Source organism: Xenorhabdus sp. SGI240, assembly GCF_040081915.1.
GTDB lineage: Bacteria > Pseudomonadota > Gammaproteobacteria > Enterobacterales > Enterobacteriaceae > Xenorhabdus > Xenorhabdus bakwenae.
Genome location: NZ_JBEBMB010000001.1, coordinates 63527 through 85729 on the forward strand (window position 1 = coordinate 63527; position 22203 = coordinate 85729).

The following is a 22203-nucleotide window of genomic DNA, read 5'->3' on the forward strand; positions in this document are numbered from 1 at the left end:
CTTATGTTTAAGCGATTACTTATGATTGCATTGCTGGTGGTTGCACCATTGGCCAGCGCTACAGATCAAACCAACCCCTACGCATTGATGAAAGATGCGGCGGAAAAAACGTTTAGCCATTTGAAGAGCGAGCAACCGAAAATTCAGGCTAATCCAGACGTTTTGCGCCAGATTGTGCGTCAAGAATTGCTGCCTTATGTACAGATAAAATATGCAGGCGCACTGGTTCTGGGACCTTACTACAAACAAGCCACACCGGAGCAGCGTGATGCTTATTTCAAGACGTTTGAATCCTATCTGGAGCAGGCATATGGTCAGGCCCTGGCGATGTATCACGGACAAGATTATCAGATTGCACCAGAACAGCCGTTGGGTGATAAGACGATAGTGGCCATTCGTGTCACGATTACCGATCCTAATGGACAGCCGCCAGTTCGTTTAGATTTTCAATGGCGTAAAAACAGTAAGACAGGTTATTGGCAGGCTTACGACATGATCGCAGAAGGTGTGAGCATGATCACAACCAAGCAGAATGAATGGGCGGATATCCTGCGTCAGAAAGGTATTGATGGCCTGACTGAACAATTAGCCATCAGCGCGAAAGCACCGATCACGTTAGAAAAGAAAAAGTGATATGGAAAAAGCGACTTTTGATAACGGTATGATGAGTAACAAAAACGTCAATCAGAGAACCGTTAGCTGGGAAAAAGCGGGGAGTACTTTGTTTCTGCAAGGCACGTTGGATCGTGATAGCTTGCTGCCTCTTTGGCAACAAAAAGAGCAAGCTCTGGAGGGCATTGACAATATTGATGTCTCCCAATTAAGCCGTGTGGATTCTACGGGGTTGGCTCTGTTCGTTCAATTAAAAGGAGAATGCCAGAAACGTGGCGGGACACTGACCTTTTCAGGTATAGGGGAACGCCTTGGCACGTTGATAGCGTTATATGGTTTGCAAGCGCTTCTTGACGAGGATCAGCCCAAGGCGTAATTCTTTTTTTGATCATCAGCGCCCTTGTAAGCCATCAACTTACAGGGGCGTTTTTCTTGGTTTAAGAGTTGCCTGTATTCCATTAGGATAGGCATCTACTATTATTTTAACGCTAAAGACGAGTGTGAGCAGATTTATGGATACAAATGAAATCAAAAGAGTGCTGATGGAAAAATTGGCACTTGATGACGTTATCGTCAGCGGTGACGGCAGCCACTTTCAGGTTATTGCCGTTGGCGCATTTTTTGATGGCCTGAGCCGAGTTAAACAACAGCAGGCTGTTTATGCTCCTTTGATGGAATACATCGCGGATAACCGCATTCACGCGTTGTCAATCAAAGCCTATACACCAGCACAGTGGCAGCGTGACCGTAAGCTTCAGGGACTTTGAAGTTGTTTGCCTCACCGCGAACAGCACACTTTGAATTAAATAAGAGAATCATGACAGATGGATAAATTTCGTGTGAAAGGGCCTGCCTGCCTGTCGGGAGAGGTGACTATTTCCGGGGCAAAAAATGCCGCCTTACCAATTATGTTCGCAGCGTTACTGGCAGAAGAGCCGGTTGAATTACAGAACGTTCCTGCATTGAGAGATATTGATACCACGATCAAATTGCTTAATCGTCTGGGGACAAAAGTGGAACGTAATGGTTCTGTTTTTATTGATGCCAGTGGAGTCAATGAATATTGTGCCCCTTATGAACTGGTTAAAACCATGCGAGCATCCATCTGGGCGTTGGGACCGTTGGTGGCGCGTTTCGGTCAGGGGCAGGTTTCTTTGCCAGGCGGCTGCGCTATTGGGGCGCGTCCTGTTGATCTCCATATTTCTGGTCTGGAGCAACTTGGTGCGAAAATCGTGCTGAATGAGGGGTATGTCAAAGCCACTGTAGATGGCCGTTTGAAAGGTGCCAGCATTGTGATGGATAAAGTCAGTGTGGGGGCAACGGTTACGATCATGACTGCCGCAACATTGGCGGAAGGCACAACCACTATTGAAAACGCTGCACGTGAACCTGAAATTGAAGATACGGCCAATTTTCTCAATACGCTGGGAGCAAAAATCAAAGGTGCAGGCACCGATCGCATTGTGATTGAGGGGGTTGAGCGTTTGGGGGGCGGTGTTCATCACATACTGCCTGATCGTATCGAAACCGGCACCTTCCTGGTTGCTGCGGCGGTTTCGCGCGGTAAGGTGATGTGTCGTCATGCGAAACCTGATACTTTGGATGCGGTTTTAGCCAAGCTGCGTGAAGCCGGGGCGGATATCAAAGTGGGAGAGGATTGGGTTAGCCTTGATATGCATGGTCAGCGGCCGAAAGCAGTGACATTCCGCACGGCACCACATCCAGGTTTCCCAACTGATATGCAGGCGCAATTTAGCCTATTGAATCTGGTTGCAGATGGCGCAGGCATGATCACTGAAACCATTTTTGAAAATCGCTTCATGCATATCCCTGAGTTGATTCGCATGGGCGCACGGGCTGAAATTGAGAGCAATACCGTGCTGTGTCATGGTGTTGAAAAATTATCTGGTGCACAGGTAATGGCGACTGATTTGCGTGCTTCTGCGAGCTTAGTATTAGCGGGTTGCATTGCCGAAGGAACGACAGTCGTAGACCGTATTTATCATATTGACCGTGGTTACGAACATATTGAAGATAAGCTGCGTGGTCTTGGGGCAAATATTGAGCGTATAAAGGCGGCTGGTTAAACGGAATTAGATATTTTTTCTCGCCCACATTGTGGGTGAGAAAATAATGGGCGAGGAAAGATTAGTAGCCATCAAACTCATCGATTGTGACGTTAAGGGTGAGATAAGCGCCATCGCGTAGCACAGTGACAGGAACAACACTGCCCGGACGAATTTCCGCAACTTTATCCATCGTTTCCACCGGTGAGATGGCTGGCTGGTGATTAACGCGGGTAATGATGTCCCCCACTTTGATCCCCGCTTTTTCAGCCGGGCCGTTGGGTGCAATCTGGAAAACGCGCAATCCCTGAATTTGATTGATATGACTGCCTGATGAGCGAATATAGGGTAACTCTCTGGCGGTGATGCCTATATATCCCCTGATAACTCGGCCATCACGGATCAATTTCTGCATAATGGTAGTAGCCAGTTTTGTTGGAATGGCAAATCCCAGTCCTTCCGGTGTTGAACCAAACTCAGACTTATCGAACGTCAATGTATTGATGCCGACTAATTCGCCTAGCGTATTGACCAAAGCGCCACCGGAGTTGCCTTGGTTAATTGACGCGTCTGTTTGCAGGAAATTCTGGCGCCGTGTTGGGCTAAGGCCGACGCGCCCGGTTGCACTGATAATGCCTTGTGTGATGGTTTGTCCCAAATTGTACGGATTGCCGATAGCCAATACGATATCCCCTACGTGAGCTATTCGCTTAGGATTAATGGGGATCACAGGCAGGTTTGTGGCATTGATTTTTAAAACTGCCAGATCCGTAGGGCCATCTGAACCGACTAACAATGCTTCATAAAAGCGCCCGTCTTGCAAGGCGACAATAATGGACGCTGCCTTATTGATAACATGCCGATTAGTGAGAATATAGCCTTGTTCACTCATAATGACACCGGAACCCAAGGGAAGCAGTTCCCGGCTTTCATGGGAAAAACTCCCCATGCTGCTGCTGTAAATATTGACTACCGCAGGAGCAGCCCGGCGGACTGCTTTGCTGAAACTGGATATTTTATCGTTGCTGTTGTTATCGCTCAGGAAATTTTTTAAGCCGCTGGGACGCAGGGACGGTATCGCGACCAGCAAAATAGCGGCAATCAATAAGCCTATGAGTATAGAGCGTACTAACTTGATCAGCATGACATTATTCAGAATAGTAATTGATTGAAAGAAGAATAGCATAGAAGTGGACAGACACAGCATCATACTGCGTCTGTCGTGGGTATAGGTTAATTACGCAGTAAGAGATAAACATTATCGTCACCACGTAAGACGTTCAGTGCGATAATAGTCGGCTTTTCCTCAGTGATCTTGCGTAATTCGCTGATATTTCGGACACGTACATTGTTGGCACCAACAATCAAGTCATCCTTCTGCAAACCTGATATAGCAGCAGGGGAGTTCGGGGTAATCGAATCCACTTTGATGCCTTGGGTATTTTTCAGGGTGGCATTACTCAGGGTTGCGCCTTGCAGGGCAATACTCAAGTTTTCTGCTTTCGTTGGCTCTTCATCACTGTTATCCAGTATAACGGTGACTTCAAGTGGCTTCCCTTTACGCAGCAGACCAATTGTGACTTCTTTACCTGGAGCGGTTGTACCCACCTTCGCACGCAGTTCAGCAAAGCTATTAATTTTCTTGCCATCAAAGGAGATTAGGACATCCCCTGGTTTGATACCCGCTTTAGCTGCGGCCGATTTAGGCATAACTTCGCTGACAAATGTCCCCTGTTGTGCTTCAACATTGAGTGCCTTGGCGATGTCTGCCGTCATCTCGGTTCCTTTGATCCCGAGTATACCGCGTTTGATTTCTCCATGGGCAATGAGTTGAGCGGAAAGAACCCTAGCCATATTACTTGGGATGGCAAAACCGATACCGACGTTACCCCCGCTTGGGGCAAGGATGGCGGTGTTAATACCGATCAGTTCGCCTTTCAGGTTAATCAATGCACCACCAGAATTACCGCGATTAATTGGGGCATCGGTCTGGATAAAGTTTTCCAACCCTTCCAGATTCAGGCCGCTGCGACCAAGAGCAGAAATGATCCCAGATGTGACGGTTTGCCCCAGGCCAAATGGGTTACCGATGGCAATCGCATAATCTCCGACGCGCAGTTGATCAGAGTCAGCAAACTTAATGGCAGTCAGGTTTTTGGCATCTTTCAATTGTAAAAGAGCAATGTCAGTTTGTGGATCACGCCCAAGGAGTTTTGCTGAGTATTCACGGCCATCATTTAATTGAATGCGTATTTTATTTGCATTATTAATGACATGACTATTGGTCAATACATAACCTTTATTGGCATCAATAATGACCCCAGAGCCTAACCCCGTGAATGGACGTTTCCTGGGTTCTTGCGGAGGAAAAGCCGGCCCGAAGAAGAACTGGAAATCTTCAGGTAATTGGAGCTGTTGGCTTTGTACTTCTGTACCTGAAACATGAACAGTGACAACAGAAGGCAGCACTTTTTCCAGCATGGGAGCGAGACTGGGTGATTCTTGAGGGGCCATTGCAGCAGGTAGGGCTGCATTACTTACCATTGGAATTGAAGCCAAAGACAGTCCGATACTAATAGCGAGTGCGCTGAACAATGTATTTTTTATTTTCATGAATACGTTCTCTTAATACCTAAGCTAGAAAAGGAAATTGTGCTTAAGAGACCTATCCTGTCAAGGCTTTGCTACCTTGGAAATCACTTATTCCCAGGGGTTAGATAGGCCTTAAGCATCATTGTTTCAATGCTGTTATGACTCTCAATTATTCAGCAAAGTTCACTAATAAAGTCGTTTCAATACGCTTCTTTACAGGCATTTACGTGAATAAAAAATAAAAACTAAAAATTTTTCCATTGGATGGAGGGGACTCAAGGGGCCGTGGTAGCGATTATTACCACGGCAAAGTGCATTAATTATTTATCTTGGTTCGGGCGGAGTAGACCAGATGCACCCTCAGAATAATCCCGGGGAGGCGTGTTAGCAGTCACTTTATTTTTCTCAGTTTCGGATTCGCTTAGACGATAATTGAAAGGATTATCCTGTACTGGCATATTGGGCATCAGTTCATTGGAACTTTTAGCCATGTGCTGATACAACTGACGGTAATCGCGTGCCATATTGTCAAGTAATTCAGCGCTACGGGCGAAATGGCTGACCAGCTCTTTGCGGTATTCTTCCAATTCAGACCGATTTTTCTCCAATTCAGCCTGTAGGGCATTTTGTTGGCGTAGCTTTGAGCTGCCAAAGCGGACAGCCAGCGCGCCGACGATAAAACCGATGATTAATCCGATCAGGGCATATTCCCAAGTCATGGCAACTCCTTTAGTCACATCGTTATTCTGCAATATTGTTTCTGCAATGTTCTTCGAGCGTTATCCCATTAGGTCATTCTGTTTGCAAGGGTAGACAACTATTGGGATAGGTTCTTGGTTCATGATGATCACTATAACCGTTAATTTAGTCAGAGTGGAATATTGATTATTAATTAATTTATTTATTTATCTGTAATCTGATAGATATATTTTATACAGATTTACCAAAGTATGCAGGTAAAAGTTCTTATCCAAAAGCAGATCTCTCAATTCACATCAGTGAGAATTGGCATCGTTCTTATTGGTAAATTACGATATGTACTGAGAATAAAAAACTTTAAGGATTGTCTTTTTCATGTCACCGATTACACCTTCATCTCTCTATCAATCAGCATTGTCTGAGGGGCAGTATCAACCTGACGAAGTACAGCGCAAGACGGTTGAACGCCTTGATCTTATTCATCGCGATCTTATCAATGCTCAACCGCGCCATACTTCGCAAGCCAGTGGACTGAAAGGCGTATTGAGCAAATTGTTTAGTCGGCAAACTTCTGCGCAATTCCGCCCTGTGCAGGGGCTTTATATGTGGGGCGGTGTCGGGCGTGGCAAAACATGGCTGATGGATATGTTTTACCAGAGTTTACCTACTGAGCGGAAACTGCGTCTCCATTTTCACCGTTTCATGTTACGGGTACACGAAGAGTTAACCGCGTTACAAGGCCATGAAGATCCTTTAGAGATCATTGCTGATGGTTTCAAGGCACAGACGGATATACTCTGTTTTGATGAGTTTTTTGTCTCTGATATTACGGATGCCATGCTCCTCGGCACATTGCTGGAGGCCCTATTTGCACGGGGAATTGCTTTGGTGGCGACATCCAATATCCCGCCAGATGCGTTATACCGAAATGGATTGCAGCGCGCCCGATTTCTGCCAGCCATTGCGCAGATCAAAAAATATTGTGATGTGATGAATGTCGATGCCGGTATCGACTATCGCCTACGCACACTGACACCGGCTCATCTCTATCTGACGCCATTGTCAGAGGAGAATCGACAGGAGATGCGTCATATGTTTCTGCGTTTGGCCGGGCAAGAAGGGGAGCCGAATCCAATATTGGTGATCAATCATCGCAATATGCCCGTCATCAGTAGTGTTGATGGGATATTGGCAATCCATTTCAGAACATTGTGTGAAGATCCGCGCAGTCAACTGGACTATATTGCTTTGTCGAAGCTTTATCATTCTGTTTTGTTACACGATATGCCGATTATGACAACATTGAATGAAAATGCGGCGCGGCGCTTTATCGCACTGGTGGATGAATTCTATGAGCGCCAGGTGAAACTTATCATTAATGCTGACGCGCCAATGGAACAGATTTATCAAGGTGAGTTGTTGACCTTTGAATATCAACGTTGCCTCTCCCGGTTGCAGGAAATGCAAAGTGAGGAATACCTGAAACTTCCACATTTACCCTGATTCCTTTGCTCTTTGGGATAATTATTGAATTTGGGGTCGATTTTTTATGATGAGTTCTCTATAATCTTGCGACCCCACGTTACAGCAGGATTTTTTATTTCCCAAAAAACTTGCATTAGTGCCGGCATAGGCTATTCGAAGGGGTAGGTTTGCTGGACATGAGTCGTGTGAACCTCAAAAAACAGTTTCTGAACATCGAGTGTTCACCAACGTGTAACTTATAATTGGGTAAGCTTTAATGAAAACTTTTACAGCTAAACCAGAAACCGTACAACGCGACTGGTATGTTGTTGACGCAGATGGCAAAACTTTGGGCCGTCTTGCAACTGAAGTGGCTAGTCGCCTGCGCGGCAAGCACAAAGCGGAATACACTCCGCACGTTGATACTGGTGATTACATCATTATTGTTAACGCAGAAAAAGTTGCTGTAACTGGCAACAAACGTTCTGACAAAATTTATTATCACCACACTGGTCACATCGGTGGTATCAAGCAAGCGACCTTTGAAGAGATGATTGCCCGCCGTCCTGAGCGTGTCATTGAAATCGCGGTTAAAGGCATGCTGCCAAAAGGGCCACTGGGTCGTGCAATGTACCGTAAACTGAAAGTTTACGCGGGCAGCGAGCACAACCACGCGGCACAGCAACCACAAGTTCTGGACATTTAATCGGGATTATAGGCAATGGCTGAAAATCAATACTACGGCACTGGTCGCCGCAAAAGCTCTTCCGCTCGTGTCTTCATTAAGCCAGGTAGCGGTAACATCGTAATCAACCAACGCAGCCTCGAAGTTTATTTCGGTCGTGAAACTGCACGTATGGTTGTTCGTCAGCCACTTGAGCTGGTTGATATGCTGAACAAACTGGATCTGTACATCACTGTTAAAGGTGGTGGTATTTCTGGTCAGGCAGGCGCAATCCGTCACGGTATCACCCGTGCACTGATGGCTTATGACGAGACTCTGCGTTCTGAACTTCGCAAAGCTGGCTTCGTTACCCGCGATGCCCGTGAAGTTGAACGTAAAAAAGTGGGTCTGCGCAAAGCACGTCGTCGTCCACAGTTCTCCAAACGTTAATTTATTGCCACAACTGTGGCAGTGGGTTAAAGTTAAAAGCCCGTCATTTTATGGCGGGTTTTTTATTCCTTCCGGTTTTTCACTCTCCGATAATTCGCTATTTTTGGCAAAAAAAGAGCATTTTTGAGAAATAAATTCCCAGACTCTAATATTTCATCATTAATTCTCAATGTACTTCCCCACAAAATGGGCAAAATCTGGTAGACTAGTAACAATTTTTTGCCTTATCCATGAGTTTGCCCGATTTGGCAGAGGTAAAAATACCCCAAGATATTTTCTTGTTACAGCCAATAAAGCAGTCACTGGAAGATAAAGGGGGATAACCTCGGATAATAAGCGCGAAACAGGATGAGAATATGAGCGAGAATAGCCGCTGTTCATTGAAGGGCTGTTCGTTCCTTTTTTTAGATAAACTTGGAGGTTTTCATGGCTGTCGCTGCCAACAAACGTTCGGTAATGACTCTGTTTTCCGGCCCGACCGACATTTTTAGCCATCAAGTGAGAATTGTATTGGCGGAAAAAGGGGTCAGCGTAGAGATTGAACACGTTGAAGCAGGTAATTTGCCCCAGGATTTGATTGATTTGAATCCTTACCAATCTGTTCCTACTCTCGTTGATCGTGAGCTGGCCCTGTATGATTCTCGCATCATTATGGAATATCTGGATGAACGTTTTCCGCATCCACCACTCATGCCTGTGTATCCTGTCGCACGAGGCTCCAGTCGTATGATGATGCATAGAATTGAAAAAGACTGGTATTCCCTGATGTACAAAATTCAGGAAGGGAGTGTTCAGGAAGCGAATGCTGCACGTAAACAGCTTGCTGAAGAATTACTGGCGATTGGGCCAATTTTCAGAGAAATGCCGTTCTTCATGAGTGAAGAGTTCAGCTTGGTGGATTGTTATTTATCTCCACTGTTGTGGCGTTTGCCTGTCTTGGGTGTTGAGTTGTCAGGACCTGGCGCCAAAGATCTTCAAGTCTATATGCAGCGTGTATTTGAACGTGACGCATTTTTGGCTTCGTTGACGGAAGTTGAACGTGAAATGCGTTTACAATCACGGAGTTAATATATGGAGATGACTCAAATGTCTCCACGCCGCCCCTATCTACTGCGGGCGCATTATGAATGGCTGTTGGATAATGACATGACCCCACATATTGTTGTGGATGTTAACTTTTATGGCGTTAACGTCCCGATGGAATATGCACAAAATGGGCAAATTATCTTGAATATCTCACCGAGAGCGGTTGGCAATTTGCAATTGACGAACGATGAAGTGAGATTTAATGCCCGATTTGGTGGTGTTGGTCGTCAAGTGACTGTTCCAATGGCGGCTGTGATTGCGGTTTATGCCCGTGAAAATGGCGCGGGAATGATGTTTGAGCCAGAATTCGTCTATAATGTGGACAATGCTGAGTCAGAAGAAACGGACATGCCAGTAGCGGATAATTTGGTGCATATCCATAATAGTAAGCATGATAGGAAAGCTGCTCACGACGATGATTCGCCAGATGATGAACCTCCTCAACCGCCAAAAGGCCGCCCAACCTTACGCGTCGTAAAATAATTGTTCAAAGCTCATACCCAATAGATTTCAAGTTGTAGTCAGCAAGGCCACAGTTTGGAAGGTGAAAGGGATTCATGAGAAATAAAGGAGACATTGATCTCCTTTATTTTTAGCAAATTAGTGCTACATATAACTAAGCGATTTCTCAAATTGCCATAGACAGATTTCGATATTATATTGGTTTTCTCCCCTGTTAGATTTCTCCGTAGCTCTGAGGCTATCTATCATTTTCTTGGCAAATGATTTCTGTTGGCTCAATCCTCTGATCGTTGGCGGCATGTTGCAGATATCCGTGAATGAGGGGGTGCTTTGTACTTTCGTCAGTGATAATATCTCTACGGGATTTTCAATTAAAGCAACTGATAAAGCATTAATAATTTGCTGGGAAAATTCTGGATGGATATTAGGATATAGCTTAAAGGCAACTTGCAGCCATTGCTTATCACCAGTCGCAATATTCTGGATAATTTTGTCTTGTTTATATTCTGCGTTTATCTCTGCCACAACAGAATTTACTCCTCTTTCTTGTACTTGTTGCATAATTTCGGCAGGAGTAGAGAATCTGGCAACTGAGGGCAAGCTTGCTGAGGATATAAAAGAGAAGAAGAGTATCTGGGAAAGTAAGCGCATATATTTCTACCTATTATTATCACTTTAATGATTTTTTATTTCATATCTATTTAATCAGTTTTGTTAAGCCATTTTCTCTTCGAAAAAAATAAACCTTATTGCTGTATTACGGCATTGCACTATGGCTGTATTGCTATAATGAGCAGGAGATTAAATCGATATATTTGACTTTAGAATATAAGAATAGTCGCATAAATCTCAAAAATACAAGTAATCTGGTAGTAAAAGAAAATAAAAAAATGACAGTATTTTTATACCAGGGGAACTTCTCCGATTAAAAAATCGGAGAAGTTATTAGAAAAAAGAATGGAATATTAGACTTTAAGATAGTCGAGGATACCGAAAGCAGCTTTTCTGCCTTCATCAATGGCGGTTACTACCAAGTCAGAACCACGTACAGCATCCCCGCCTGCGAATATTTTAGGATTACTGGTCTGAAAAGGCAGATCACTGGATTCAGGCGCGATAATACGACCTTTTTGATCGATCCTGACTTGATGTTCATCCAGCCAGTTCATAGTGTGAGGCTTGAAACCAAATGCCATGATCACTGCATCGGCTTCTATCAAAAATTCGGAACCTTGAATAATCTCAGCCTGACGACGGCCTTTTTCATCTATGGCACTCAGCTGTGTTTTCACCACCTTGACCCCACAAACCCGTCCTGCACCATTAATCTCAATGCTAATGGGTTGCAGGTTAAAACGAAACTCTACACCTTCTTCTTTCGCATTTTTTACTTCACGACGGGAACCGGGCATATTTTCCTCATTTCGCCGATAGGCGCAGATAACACGGGCTGCACCCTGGCGAATCGAAGTACGGACGCAGTCCATTGCTGTATCACCGCCGCCCAATACCAGAACCCGTTTACCCTTCATATCAACATAAGGCTGCTCAGGCAGAGACGGATAACCCATCAAATGACGGGTGTTGGCGATTAAAAAAGGTAAGGCGTCATATACCCCGTCAGCGTTTTCGTTCTCCAGTCCACCGTGGATGGATTGATAAGTCCCCACCCCAAGAAATACGCCATCAAATTCTTTGGTGAGTTCAGCCAGAGTGACATCTTGGCCTATCTCTATGTTTAAACGGAATTCGATCCCCATCCCAGAAAATATTTCACGGCGGCGAATGATCACCTCTTTTTCTAGTTTAAAGGCGGGAATGCCAAATGTGAGCAAGCCCCCAATTTCAGGATGGCGATCGTAGACCACCACTTGTACGCCATGACGAGTCAGGACATCTGCACAGGCTAATCCTGCCGGTCCTGCCCCAACCACGGCGACACGTTTACCGGTTGGGATGACATGCGACATATCCGGTTTCCAGCCCATCGCAATAGCCGTGTCATTAATATAACGTTCAATGTTACCGATAGTGACGGCCCCGAAATCATCATTGAGGGTACAAGCACCTTCACACAGACGATCTTGCGGACAAACTCGCCCACAGACTTCCGGCAAGCTGTTGGTCTGGTGTGATAATTCCGCTGCTTCGATGATGCGTCCTTCATTGGCGAGTTTCAGCCAGTTTGGAATGTAGTTATGTACGGGACATTTCCACTCACAGTATGGGTTACCACAAGAGAGACAGCGATCTGCTTGTGCCTGTGACTGAATTTCAGAAAAGGGTTCATAAATCTCAACAAATTCTATTTTTCTGATTTTCAACGATTTCTTAGGAGGATCGACACGTTGTAAGTCGATAAATTGATAAACATTCTGACTCATGATTAGCTCCTTACTGTGCCTGAACCCGCAATTCGGCGGAAGAACGGCTACGGTGCCCCAACAACGCACTGACATCACTGGATTTAGGTTTAACCAAAGCAAACTTATTGACCCACTGAGACCAATTTTCCAATAGGCTTTCACCGTGTTGAGAGTTTGTCAGACGGACATGTTCGGTGATTAATCCCCGGAGATGCTCTTTATGAATGGCAAGGGTATCCATTGAGAGAACGTCTACCAGTTCTGGATTGACGCGTTTGCGGAAGTCATCAAATTCATCAAGGACGTAAGCAAATCCCCCTGTCATACCTGCACCAAAATTTACGCCAGTGCTGCCCAGAACACAGACGATCCCGCCAGTCATATATTCACAGCCATTGTCGCCGATCCCCTCAATAACGGTGATGGCACCTGAATTACGTACTGCGAAGCGTTCACCGGCACGTCCGGCAGCAAAGAGTTTCCCGCCTGTTGCCCCATAAAGGCAGGTATTACCGATAATCGTGGCTTCGTGACTTTTAAATGCTGAGCCGGCAGGAGGAAGGATGGTAATACAGCCGCCAGCCATACCCTTACCGACATAATCATTGGCATCGCCAATTAAAGTCAGTTCGACACCGGCAGCATTCCAGACGCCAAAACTTTGCCCGGCTGTTCCATTGAAATGCAGTTTGACCGGGTCGGCAGCGCACCCTTGATCGCCATACCGAGCCGCAATCTCACCGGAGAGAGAGGCACCAACAGAGCGATCGGTATTTTGGATATCAAAATAGAACGCCTTGCTTTGCGCGTTTTCTACATAAGGCATAGCTTTGGCGACGATCAATTTATTTAGCGTACCAGGGTCAAAAGGCGGATTCCCTTCCGTGCAATGCAGCGCTTTGCCGGTATGAGGTTCCACCGTTTCCAGCAATGGTCCGAGATTGAGCTTGCTTTGCTTGGCAGAAATTCCCTCAAGTATTTCCAGCAAGTCTGTGCGTCCAATCAAATCGGTCAGTCTTTTTACCCCTAATTGCGCCATCAGTTCACGTGTTTCCTGCGCAATAAAATGGAAATAGTGAATGACTCTTTCTGGCAAGCCGTGATAATGAGATTGGCGTAATTTTTCATCTTGTGTAGCGACACCTGTGGCACAGTTATTTAAGTGGCAGATGCGCAAATATTTACAGCCGAGAGCAACCATTGGGCCAGTGCCGAAACCGAAACTTTCAGCGCCTAAAATAGCCGCTTTGATGATATCCATCCCTGTTTTCAGGCCACCGTCAACCTGGAGGCGGATTTTATGGCGTAGCCCATTGGCAACCAGCGCCTGTTGGGTTTCCACCAACCCTAATTCCCACGGGCAACCCGCATATTTGACAGAAGAGAGCGGGCTGGCACCTGTTCCGCCATCATAACCGGCGATGGTGATTAGGTCGGCATAAGCTTTGGCGACACCGGTGGCAATGGTTCCCACGCCAGGCTCTGAAACCAGTTTGACGGAGATCAGCGCCTGCGGATTCACCTGCTTAAGATCGAAAATCAATTGAGCCAGATCTTCGATTGAATAAATATCATGATGTGGCGGCGGAGAAATCAGGGTAACGCCGGGAACGGAGTAGCGCAATTTGGCAATATAAGGCGTTACCTTATCTCCCGGTAATTGACCGCCTTCCCCTGGTTTTGCACCTTGGGCGATTTTTATCTGGATCACATCGGCACTGGCTAAGTAGGCGGGTGTAACGCCAAATCTGCCGGAAGCAACTTGCTTAATGCGGGAAACTTTCTTGGTACGATAACGTGCGGGATCTTCGCCACCTTCGCCAGAGTTGGAAAACCCCCCTAACGTATTCATTGCCTCTGCCAGCGCCTCATGGGCTTCAGGGCTGAGTGCGCCAATTGACATAGCGGCGGTATCAAACCGTTTGAACAGTGCTTCTGCGGGTTCAACATCTGCAATATCGATGGGTTCACCTTTAGGCGCAAGGGCAAGCAGATCCCGCAAGGTGGTGATAGGGCGCCCGTTGACCCGTTCGGAATATTTCAGGTAATCACGGTAATTGCCACTGTGAACGGCGGCCTGCAATGTGCTGACAACATCGGGGTTATAAGCGTGATACTCCCCATTATGGACATATTTCAGCAGTCCCCCTTGATCGATGGCGTGGCGATGCAGCCATGCCCGTTTGGCAAGATTACGCAGATCTTGTTCAAAATCGCTGAAATCTGCGCCCCCAATACGACTGACAACACCATTGAAGCAGAAGTCTGTCACATCCCGGTGCAAACCAACGGCTTCGAACAACTTAGAGCAGCGATAAGAGGAAATGGTGGAGATGCCCATTTTGGACATAATTTTATACAGCCCTTTATTAATGCCATTGCGATAATTAAGCATTATGCGGGCATATGGCGCACTGATGGTGCCATCATCCACCATTTTCCCCAGTGATTCATAGGCCAAATAAGGGTAAACAGCGGTAGCGCCAAAACCCATCAATACCGCAAAATGGTGCGGATCACGTGCACTGGCGGTTTCTACAATCAAGTTGGTATCGCAGCGCAGGTTTTTCTCAACCAGGCAGTGCTGGATAGCACCGACCGCCATTGGCGCAGGAATGGGGATCTTTTCTGGTGCAATATTGCGATCGGATAGTATCAACAATACTGCCCCATTGCGGGCGAGTTCCTCAGCCCTTTCACATAAAGCGAAGACAGCACGTTTCAGCGTGATTTCCTGTGGATTGAAGGTCAAATCCAACGTATCAGCGCGATAATAGGATTCCTGCCGTGTTGTCAGTTGCACGAAATCAGAATAGAGCAGGACGGGCGATTGAAAGCACAACCGATGAGCCTGCCCTTCTGCTTCACAAAAGACATTCATTTCTCGCCCAATGCGGGTAGCCAGAGACATCACATGAGCTTCACGTAATGGATCGATGGGAGGATTGGTCACTTGGGCGAATTGCTGGCGAAAATAGTCGTAGATAATGCGCGGGCGGCTGGAAAGCACAGCAAATGGTGTGTCATCGCCCATTGAACCGGTCGCTTCTTGCGCATTTTCACCGAGGGTACGGATAACTTGATCCAATTCCTCATTACTGTAGGCAAACTGTTTATGATAAGTCACCAACAGGTGATCATCTAATTCTCGCTGTCCGACCTGTGCTTGTGGCAACTCTTCAAACGGTATCAAACGCTTGACGTTTTTCTCCAGCCATTCTTTATAAGGGTGGCGGCTTTTCAGATCATTGTCAGTTTCCGCTGAGTGGAGAATACGCCCTTCATAGGTATCGATAACCATTAACTCACCTGGCCCAACACGGCCTTTCTCGACGACTTCATCGGGTTGGTAATCCCAAATACCGATTTCAGAAGCACAGGTAATCAGCTTATCTTTGGTAATCACATAGCGGGCAGGGCGTAAGCCATTGCGATCTAAATTACAGGCGGCATAACGCCCATCGGAAATAACGATGCCGGCCGGTCCATCCCAGGGTTCCATGTGCATGGAATTAAAATCGAAAAATGCACGCAGATCATCATCCATATCAGGATTATTCTGCCACGCCGGTGGAACGAGCAAACGCATTGCGCGGATTAAATCCATACCGCCATTGAGAAACAGTTCCAGCATGTTATCCAGTGAACTGGAATCGGAACCTGTTTCATTAACAAAAGGTGCCGCAGTATGTAAATCCGGGATCAACGGCGTGCGGAACTTATAGGCCCGCGCTTTAGCCCATTCACGGTTTCCCGTAATGGTATTGATTTCCCCATTGTGAGCCAGATAGCGAAAGGGTTGTGCCAGCGGCCAGCGGGGAATGGTATTGGTTGAAAAGCGCTGATGGAATAAACAGATGGCAGATTCCATGCGCAGGTCAGCCAAATCGAGGTAGAAACGTGGTAAATCCGCAGCCATGCACAATCCTTTATAAATCGTGACCAGATTGGACAGGCTGCAAATATAAAAGTCGTTATCGGTAATACGTTTTTCTATGCGACGTCGAGAAACGAACAGGCGGCGTTCCAGATCTTGCGCTCGCCATCCGGCGGGGGCGTTGATAAAAACTTGCTCAATACGAGGAAGGCTTGATAAGGCAATATCACCTAAGATATCGTGATTGATAGGAACTTCCCGCCAACCCACAATGGACAGGGTTTCGTGTTGTAATTCCTGTTCGATAATATCACGGCATAATTGAGCGATTTCGGCATCCTGGCTTAGAAACAACATGCCGACAGCATAATTTTTAGCGAGCCGCCATGATTGCTCGCGGGCGATCATTTGGAAGAAACGGTCTGGTTTTTGCATTAACAAACCACAGCCATCACCTGTTTTTCCATCCGCCAGAATTGCCCCCCTGTGTTGCATCCGGGCCAGTGCGTGTATGGCTGTGCGCACCACCTTGTGGCTTGGTTCACCTTCAATATGTGCGATTAATCCAAAGCCACAGTTATCTTTTTCCTGCAATCTGTCATATAACATTGTAAAGCTCCCCAAGTTCTGTCCGACTCTCACATCACTCACGAGAGGGGATCGATATATATTTTTTCTACAGGCGTCTAATTTGCGCCCTCAATAAAACACCACTTGTTTTATTGGCATTAACAAGCGGTGAATCAAAATGATGTTATGTTCTCTACCTATCACTGCATAAATATGAGTCAGAGGATCATCTGACAGGTGATTTTCAGCGAATTCCCAACTTAACGGTAAAAGCAGAGTTGGTCAAATCGTGTTAAATAGCGTTTTTTATTGATGATTTTCATTTATTTTTTTGATTTTTATGAGTAAATGGCGATTTTTTGTATTTTGTGACTAAGATCATTCCGCTTAAATGATGTGAGTTATATCACTAAAATCACCACACTATCTATTTTGGATATGCTTTAAAATAGATCCATATTGATGTTTTATTCTTATTTTTTTGCTTAAATTGGATTTATATTGTGTATTTTTTAATTTGCAAGAAGAAGTGATTGGTTGTTTTTTCATCTAAAAAAGGGCGATGAAATTTTATTGCATAATTATTCTTATTGCTTTCATTTTTATTCTTTGTGAGAGGTTGAAAGTCATATCCCGTAACGACGTTGGGACTTTTTACGTTATGATTCAATCTAGTCACTTTACTGGAAAAGATTTTACTGGGAGTTGTTATGAAGCTGATTCGGGGGCTTGCCCAATATTATGTAGATTTGATGATGAAGCTGGGGCTGGTGCGTTTTTCTATATTACTTGCATCAGCTTTAGTTATTCTTGCGATGGCGATGCAGATGGCGGTGACATTTGTACTGCATGGAGAAGTGCAGGGTATTGATTTAATTCGCTCCATTTTTTTTGGTTTGTTAATTACCCCTTGGGCGGTTTATTTTCTCTCCATCGTCGTAGAACAGCTTGAAGAATCCCGCCAGCGGTTATCGAGTCTGGTCGCAAAACTTGAAGAAATGCGCCAGCGTGATGCGAAATTAAACCTGCAACTCAAAGAAAACATCGACCAATTGAACCAGGAGATTAGTGACAGGGAGAAGGTGGAAAAAGCCCATTTGGTTTTGTTGGATAAACTCAAATTGGAAATGGAGCAGCGTGAAAAAACCCAGATTGAGCTTGAGCAGCAATCGGTGCTATTGCGTTCATTTCTGGATGCTTCCCCGGACCTGGTTTATTACCGCAATGAAGATAATGAATTTTCCGGTTGTAACAGGGCGATGGAATTGCTGACGGGCAAAAGCGAAAAACAGCTCATCGGCCTGACGCCGACAGATGTTTACGATAAAGAAATTGCCAGCAAGGTGATGGAAACGGATGAAAAAGTATTTCGCCACAATGTATCCCTGACCTATGAGCAGTGGTTAGTTTACCCCGATGGACGTAAAGCCTGTTTTGAACTCAGAAAAGTCCCTTTTTATGATCGCGTTGGCAAGCGACATGGGTTAATGGGGTTTGGGCGCGATATAACGGAGCGTAAACGCTATCAGGATGCATTGGAGAACGCCAGCAGGGATAAGACGACGTTTATCTCTACGATTAGCCATGAGCTTCGTACGCCTTTAAATGGCATTGTGGGCTTGAGCCGAATTCTGATGGATACCGACTTAACCCCAGAACAATGTAAGTACCTGGAAACAATCCATGTCAGCGCTATTACATTGGGTAATATTTTCAATGATATTATCGAGTTAGATAAAATTGAGCGTCGAAAAGTCCAACTTGATAACCAACCCGTTGATTTCACCGGCTTCATAACAGATTTAGAAAATATTTCCGCTTTATTGGCGCAGCCGAAGGGCATTAAATTTGTTCTGGAGCCTGAACTGCCACTCCCCGCAAAAGTGCTGACTGATGGAACCCGTTTGCGCCAGATTTTGTGGAACCTGATTAGTAATGCCGTGAAATTTACGCCTGAAGGCGAAATTAAGGTTCGTATCTGGCGTGAAGCAGAAGAGGAACGCCTATTCTTTGAAGTGACGGATTCCGGCATTGGTATTCCTCCTGACGAATTGGAAAAAATTTTTGCCATGTATTATCAGGTTAAAGACAGCGCTGGTGGGCGTCCTGCAACCGGAACGGGGATTGGCCTTGCTGTTTCGAAGCGTCTTGCCCTAAGCATGGGAGGGGACATTGTGGTGAAAAGTACGTTAGGCAAAGGTTCTTGCTTTACCTTGTCTGTCGTTGCGCCAGCCATTGGTGAACACCCGGAAGGGAAGGCTGAACAGGATACTATCCCATTGCCAGCGCTTAATATCTTACTGGTAGAAGATATTGAATTGAACGTCATTGTCGCCCGTTCTGTTCTGGAGAAATTGGGGAACAGTGTGGATGTTGCTATGAATGGCTATGATGCACTGGCCATGTTTGATCCTGATGAATATGACTTAGTGTTACTGGATATCCAATTGCCGGATATGACGGGGCTGGATATTGCCCGTCAATTGCACCAGCGTTATTCCTCCCAATTCTTGCCCCCTTTGATCGCGCTGACGGCTAATGTATTAAAGGATAAAAAAGAATACCTTGATGCGGGCATGGATGATGTGCTCAATAAGCCGTTATCTGTCAAGGAGTTGACTGCCGTGATAGAAAAATATTGGGGCAAGGGTTCTGAATCTGACACTGCCTTAGTGGATGTTGAGCTTGTGACTCAGGATGAAGGACGGCTGGATACGGAGATGCTTAATCAATATATCGAATTGGTTGGGCCACAAATGATCACAGACAATCTGGTTATTTTTGAAACCATGATGCCAAATTATCTTGCTTTGCTGGACTCCAATATGACCGCCAGAGATCAAAAAGGCATTACGGAAGAGGCGCATAAAATCAAAGGTGCGGCGGGTTCAGTCGGGTTACGCCATTTGCAGCAATTGGCTCAACAGATTCAGTCACCGGATTTACCGGCGTGGTGGGATAATGTTCAGGAATGGGTGGATGAGTTAAAGTTGGAATGGAAGCAAGATATAGAAATATTAAGAAATTGGTTATCAGGCGTTACAAAAAAATAACCCCAACCGAAGTTGGGGTGCGCTAATACTGCGCCAACACCAGGGAAATCTGTTTACCCGCTTATCTGAGGTTTGTTTTCGATGCGAGTCATTAAAGGATTCTTTTACACAGAACACAAGTACCAACATAGCAAAGATAAGATTTTTTGTTACAAGATTCATTAAAATCTGTGATGAAGATTGGTGTTTAACCCTCTAAGGGGTTAAGCATTAATCTACTACAAAGGGAGAGAAATATGAAATCTGTTGCCATTATATTAAGTGGGTGTGGAGTGTACGATGGAAGTGAAATTCACGAATCAGTTCTCACTATGCTCTCTTTAAGCCGTCTTGGCGCCGAAGTGTCTTTTTTTTCGCCTGATGAGATACAACATCATGTTATTAACCACCTTAACGGGGAAGAGAAACAAGAAAGACGCTACATAATGGAAGAGTCGGCCCGTATAACACGGGGAAATATACAACCTTTATCCAAAGTTAATATTGATGAGTTGGATGCGCTTATTATTCCTGGTGGGTTTGGCGCAGCCAAGAATTTATGTGATTTCGCATTTAAAGGATCGGATTGCGAAATAAATAAAGAATTATTAAGTATAGTGCAAAATATGCACCGGCAAGGCAAGCCAATGGGGTTTATATGCATTGCGCCGGTTATGGTATCTAAAATATTAGGTAAACCGATAAAAGTCACCATCGGCAATGATCCAGAAACTGCGGCTCAAATAGCGAGGATGGGTGGGGTACATGTTGAGTGTCCGGTTGATGATATTGTCATTGATTTTGAAAACAAAATTGTAACAACGCCCGCTTATATGCTCGCAGAATCTTTGGCGCAGGCAGAAAAAGGAATTGATAAGTTGGTGAGAAAAATATTGGAAATGATTGAGTAATCGGATGAGAAATCCTTTTTCAATACTGTGGCGCTGGCTGAAAAGAATTGTCGTGTCGATCACGGTTTTGTGGTTCGTTGCTGTAATTGCCTTTTCATTTTTGCCAGTGCCGTTTTCTATGGTGATGATAGAAAGACAAGTCGCCGCCTTAATATCAATTAATTTGTCTTATGTTTCTCGTTCCTCATGGAGGGATCAGGATCACATTTCACCTTATATGGCGTTAGCCGTTATTGCAGCGGAAGATCAAAAATTCCCAAAACATTGGGGATTTGATTTTGAGGCTATCGAAACTGCTATGGCGTATAACAAAAAATATGAGAAACGAATTCGGGGAGCATCGACAATTTCCCAGCAAGCCACCAAAAATTTATTTCTATGGGAAGGACGCAGTTGGGTAAGAAAAGGATTAGAAGCGGGAATGACTGCTGTACTTGAATTACTCTGGTCAAAGCAACGTATTTTAACGGTCTATCTCAATATTGCTGAGTTCGGCAACGGTATTTTCGGCGTTGAGGAAGCGGCCCAACATTACTTTGGCAAGCCGGCCTGCCGATTGACAGCTGCCGAATCCGCATTGCTTGCTGCTGTATTGCCAAACCCTCATCGTTATAAAGTGCATACGCCTTCCAGGTATGTATTACAACGCCAGCAATGGATCTTGCGACAAATGCAGTTAATGGGAGGCGTGAATTACTTAGAGCAAAATAAGTTAGGATGGGCGTTGAATACATGTGGGGCTGGGCGGCATTGATTAATGCCGCCTTGATGGTTTTCAGTTGAGGTAGGTAAATGCTGTTGTTACCCGTTTTACGCCGCTAGTTTCGCTGGCGATTTTTGCAGCCGCAGCCCCCTCTTGTTGCGTGACAATGCCAAACAAAAAGACTTCACCATCCTCTGTCACCACTTTGATGCTGGATGATCTCACCGCATCACTGGTTAAAATTTGGGAACGCACTTTGGTCGTCAACCAGGCATCAGCGGAGGCCGTCGCCAATGTCACGGGACTGGCTTGACGGATCTCGTTATATACCACATCAGTACCTTCAACCTTTGCCGCAATCTGTTTTGCCCGTTCAGCCAGAGTCATATTGGGGCTTTGTCCGGTTAAAAGGATCTTGCCTTGATATACAGTCACTGACACACGGGCTTGTGCCTTAATTTGTGGATCCTTGCTGATGGCATTGCTGACACGGGCTTCCAGCGTGGTATCGTCAACTTGCTGCCCAATAGTTCGCGGATCTGAACCTGCTTTTGTGGCAATCGCAGCGGAGCCTACGACGGCGGCACCAATACACCCTTGTAATAGCATTGCACTGAAACAGACCAATAATAGAGAAAATAACCGCATT

At 45.4% G+C, this 22203-nt stretch carries 19 protein-coding genes; 12 read left to right on the top strand and 7 right to left on the bottom strand.

Annotated elements, in window-relative coordinates; translation table 11 throughout:
• Positions 1-3: 3 nt before the first annotated feature.
• The 4 genes from mlaC to murA all read left to right on the top strand — a co-directional run bounded on the left by mlaC (position 4) and on the right by murA (position 2699).
• A complete protein-coding gene (gene mlaC, locus ABLA76_RS00255) occupies positions 4-633 on the top strand; it encodes a phospholipid-binding protein MlaC (protein WP_047768768.1) in 630 nt (209 codons plus the stop codon).
• Position 634: 1 nt separating this feature from the next.
• The gene (mlaB, locus tag ABLA76_RS00260) at positions 635-988 is read left to right on the top strand and encodes a lipid asymmetry maintenance protein MlaB (protein WP_348986411.1); all 354 of its coding nucleotides are present in this window, start codon (positions 635-637) and stop codon (positions 986-988) included.
• Positions 989-1124: 136 nt separating this feature from the next.
• Positions 1125-1379, top strand: a complete 255-nt coding sequence (gene ibaG / locus ABLA76_RS00265; protein WP_047768772.1) for a BolA family iron metabolism protein IbaG — start codon at positions 1125-1127, stop codon at positions 1377-1379.
• Positions 1380-1436: 57 nt separating this feature from the next.
• A complete protein-coding gene (murA, locus tag ABLA76_RS00270; RefSeq protein WP_348986412.1) occupies positions 1437-2699 on the top strand; it encodes a UDP-N-acetylglucosamine 1-carboxyvinyltransferase in 1263 nt (420 codons plus the stop codon).
• A 61-nt stretch (positions 2700-2760) separates the two neighbouring features.
• On the opposite strand, the gene degS is transcribed toward murA, so the two are convergent.
• The 3 genes from degS to zapG form a co-directional block, all read right to left on the bottom strand.
• On the bottom strand, positions 2761-3822 hold the full coding sequence (gene degS / locus ABLA76_RS00275; RefSeq protein WP_348986453.1) for an outer membrane-stress sensor serine endopeptidase DegS: 1062 nt from the start codon (positions 3820-3822) through the stop codon (positions 2761-2763).
• Positions 3823-3911: 89 nt separating this feature from the next.
• Positions 3912-5291 (bottom strand): Do family serine endopeptidase, encoded by a 1380-nt coding sequence (locus ABLA76_RS00280; RefSeq protein WP_348986413.1) that lies wholly within the window; start codon positions 5289-5291, stop codon positions 3912-3914.
• Between the two features lie 299 nt (positions 5292-5590).
• Positions 5591-5989 (bottom strand): Z-ring associated protein ZapG, encoded by a 399-nt coding sequence (zapG, locus tag ABLA76_RS00285; RefSeq protein WP_047768780.1) that lies wholly within the window; start codon positions 5987-5989, stop codon positions 5591-5593.
• Between the two features lie 355 nt (positions 5990-6344).
• On the opposite strand from zapG, the gene zapE reads away from it, so the two are divergent.
• From zapE to sspB, 5 genes are all read left to right on the top strand, one after another.
• On the top strand, positions 6345-7472 hold the full coding sequence (gene zapE, locus ABLA76_RS00290) for a cell division protein ZapE (RefSeq protein ID WP_348986414.1): 1128 nt from the start codon (positions 6345-6347) through the stop codon (positions 7470-7472).
• Between the two features lie 238 nt (positions 7473-7710).
• Positions 7711-8139: a 50S ribosomal protein L13 gene (rplM, locus tag ABLA76_RS00295; RefSeq protein ID WP_047768784.1), complete on the top strand. Its 429-nt coding sequence runs from the start codon at positions 7711-7713 to the stop codon at positions 8137-8139.
• Between the two features lie 15 nt (positions 8140-8154).
• Complete coding sequence (rpsI, locus tag ABLA76_RS00300; protein ID WP_045959780.1) at positions 8155-8547, top strand: 30S ribosomal protein S9; 393 nt, start codon at positions 8155-8157, stop codon at positions 8545-8547.
• A gap of 426 nt (positions 8548-8973) precedes the next feature.
• On the top strand, positions 8974-9615 hold the full coding sequence (gene sspA, locus ABLA76_RS00305; RefSeq protein WP_047768787.1) for a stringent starvation protein SspA: 642 nt from the start codon (positions 8974-8976) through the stop codon (positions 9613-9615).
• Between the two features lie 3 nt (positions 9616-9618).
• A complete protein-coding gene (sspB, locus tag ABLA76_RS00310) occupies positions 9619-10116 on the top strand; it encodes a ClpXP protease specificity-enhancing factor (RefSeq protein ID WP_348986415.1) in 498 nt (165 codons plus the stop codon).
• A 123-nt stretch (positions 10117-10239) separates the two neighbouring features.
• Here sspB and ABLA76_RS00315 read toward each other — a convergent pair whose 3' ends face one another.
• The 3 genes from ABLA76_RS00315 to gltB all read right to left on the bottom strand — a co-directional run bounded on the left by ABLA76_RS00315 (position 10240) and on the right by gltB (position 16947).
• Entirely contained in the window at positions 10240-10746 is a 507-nt protein-coding gene (locus tag ABLA76_RS00315) for a hypothetical protein (protein WP_348986416.1), read from the bottom strand.
• A 314-nt stretch (positions 10747-11060) separates the two neighbouring features.
• Positions 11061-12479 (bottom strand): FAD-dependent oxidoreductase, encoded by a 1419-nt coding sequence (locus ABLA76_RS00320; protein WP_348986417.1) that lies wholly within the window; start codon positions 12477-12479, stop codon positions 11061-11063.
• A 10-nt stretch (positions 12480-12489) separates the two neighbouring features.
• Positions 12490-16947, bottom strand: coding sequence for a glutamate synthase large subunit (gltB, locus tag ABLA76_RS00325; RefSeq protein ID WP_348986418.1), 4458 nt, complete (start codon positions 16945-16947; stop codon positions 12490-12492).
• A gap of 671 nt (positions 16948-17618) precedes the next feature.
• Between gltB and arcB the strand changes: the two genes are divergently transcribed.
• From arcB to mtgA, 3 genes are all read left to right on the top strand, one after another.
• A complete protein-coding gene (gene arcB / locus ABLA76_RS00330) occupies positions 17619-19961 on the top strand; it encodes an aerobic respiration two-component sensor histidine kinase ArcB (RefSeq protein ID WP_348986419.1) in 2343 nt (780 codons plus the stop codon).
• Positions 19962-20197: 236 nt separating this feature from the next.
• A complete protein-coding gene (elbB, locus tag ABLA76_RS00335; RefSeq protein WP_348986420.1) occupies positions 20198-20851 on the top strand; it encodes an isoprenoid biosynthesis glyoxalase ElbB in 654 nt (217 codons plus the stop codon).
• A gap of 4 nt (positions 20852-20855) precedes the next feature.
• Positions 20856-21605: a monofunctional biosynthetic peptidoglycan transglycosylase gene (gene mtgA / locus ABLA76_RS00340; protein ID WP_348986421.1), complete on the top strand. Its 750-nt coding sequence runs from the start codon at positions 20856-20858 to the stop codon at positions 21603-21605.
• Positions 21606-21626: 21 nt separating this feature from the next.
• Here mtgA and dolP read toward each other — a convergent pair whose 3' ends face one another.
• The gene (gene dolP / locus ABLA76_RS00345; protein WP_348986422.1) at positions 21627-22202 is read right to left on the bottom strand and encodes a division/outer membrane stress-associated lipid-binding lipoprotein; all 576 of its coding nucleotides are present in this window, start codon (positions 22200-22202) and stop codon (positions 21627-21629) included.
• Position 22203 lies beyond the last annotated feature (1 nt).